Origin of the sequence: Pradoshia sp. (assembly GCF_051873915.1) — a bacterium.
Lineage (GTDB): Bacteria > Bacillota > Bacilli > Bacillales > Pradoshiaceae > Pradoshia.
The window spans coordinates 3,313-5,244 of sequence record NZ_JBJEFJ010000190.1 but is presented as its reverse complement, the minus strand read 5'-3'; the positions used below and the strand labels follow the sequence as shown (position 1 = coordinate 5,244).

Annotated in this window: 1 protein-coding gene; it reads right to left on the bottom strand. The window is 42.3% G+C overall.

Annotation, left to right across the window (positions count from 1 at the left end; translation table 11 throughout):
* On the bottom strand, positions 1-1,739 hold a 1,739-nt coding region (locus ACI35L_RS16425; RefSeq protein WP_439803342.1), incomplete at its 3' end, for a M14 family zinc carboxypeptidase.
* Between the last annotated feature and the right edge of the window lie 193 nt (positions 1,740-1,932).

Below are 1,932 nucleotides of genomic sequence, written 5' to 3'. Positions count from 1 at the left end.
GGTGCTAAGGCAGCCTCAATCTGCTTAACAAGCTTTTGCTTCCAATCATTTAAGCTCTTTTCATAATCCTTGTAGGTTGGATAACGTTTCGAATCGGCTTTCAGCTTTTTCGATTTGTCCTCCAGAGCTTTGAGTTTATCCAGATTCTTTTTGGCTTCCTCGTATTTCTTGTCTTTCACTTGTTTGTCCATCACAATCAGCAAATTAACGCGGTCTTTTTCATACTGGTTATTCTGTCTGGTATTCTCAGCTGGTGTGATATATTTCGCCTTAAAGAGGGCACGGACTTCAGGCGTGTAGACAGAGTTGATTTTCTTATTCATATTTGTAATCGATTTTTGTAAGGTTGTGTATTTTGTATTGATATTCGTATCAGCCTTGCCTGCTTTCATGTAATTAATCATGGCTGTTTGATTTTTCTGCAGGGTCGTTCCTTCTTTCACTGCATTCATGAAGGCTAGGGAACGTTTTTTATGGGTCTTCATACTGTCGATGTCAGCCTTGATTCCCTTTGTATATTTAGAAGGGAGTGTTTTCACTTTCTTCTCAAGGGCTGTGATATCCTTCACGACCGTATTATAAAGACTTTGATGAGCACTCGTCACTTTCACATCAGCTGTTTTCTTAATATTTGTTGCATAATAGTTTCTCAGCTTAGCAGCATTCTTCTTCTTCGCTGCGGAGTCCTTCTTCACTTGGTCGGCAGCCTTCTTATCACGTGCGTCCTTCAGCTTAATGCTTTCCTGGGCCGCATATAGGCTGACCGCTTTATTTTGGCTCCATACACGCGACCAAGCAGAAAGCGGCAATTCAGTTTCCACAACATACTTCCCAATCTCAGGTGTGAATCCAGGCTTTTTCTTCTTCTCAATGAACCAATCCGTGAATCCGCCGCCAGATGGGTTCGGACCAGGATACACAAGGGAATAGCCTGTCATGCTGCCAATTTTCTTCGCATAGACGAGGTCCCGCTTTTTGTTGGTCGCATTTTGTTTATAATTCCAGTAGAGAATCTCCCCGCTTGAATGATAGGCAATGGCCATTTCAGGTTTGATTTCATTGACGAAGGAGACAATGGCCTTCACTTCCTTCGCGCTTTCAGGAGTCTTGCCTTTGTAGTTTTTGTAGCTTGGTGATTTTGGAGAATTCTTGATTGCACTCCAGCCGGCATTGTATTGCCTGTTCAGGTCAATCCCCTTCGCATTAGCCTTCCAGCGCTTGAAGTTTTTGCTGCCGTTATTCATTTTAATTAATGAGCTGTGCGTACTTTTCGGAAAAGCATTCAGCCCCTGCTGCTGCAAGGTGACTCCATCTGGATTAACCATTGGCACGAACCATAGAGTTGAAGAGTTCAAGAGACTCTTCACATTATAGCCGCCAATTTTCTTGTTTCCTTTGTAGGCTGCAGCATACTGATCGATCAATTCCATATTCAAGCTTGTCGTCATCCATTCACGCGCATGGTGAGAACCATTGATGAAGACTTTCGCGGAACCTTTCCCAAGTCCAACCGCATAAATATTGCGCCCATATTCTGACTTGCCAATTGTCTTAACCTTAACAATATCCGGGTATTGCTGCTGCAGCTCCTTAATATCCTTGCCGAGCTGTGTGTATGTATATTTCTTACTTGGGTCAACAAATGACTTTGCTGCCGCATTTCCCCCTGTTGGCAGGAATGCCATAATGACCATAACAGCCAAAATAAATACCCCATACCTCAATCGATTCCCTTTCAAAAATGTTGTACCTCCCCGTTATTCGTTAAACTTACAAAATAAAGTATATAATATTTTTTATGTTAAAAATGTTAAAAATATAATAAATTCATATTATACTGGAAATAGTCAAAGGAGGTCTGTCCATGATCATGAAAGAACGCGGTATCCCGCTTGCGATCCAAACGCTCGAAGCATTGGCACGGCGGCTGCC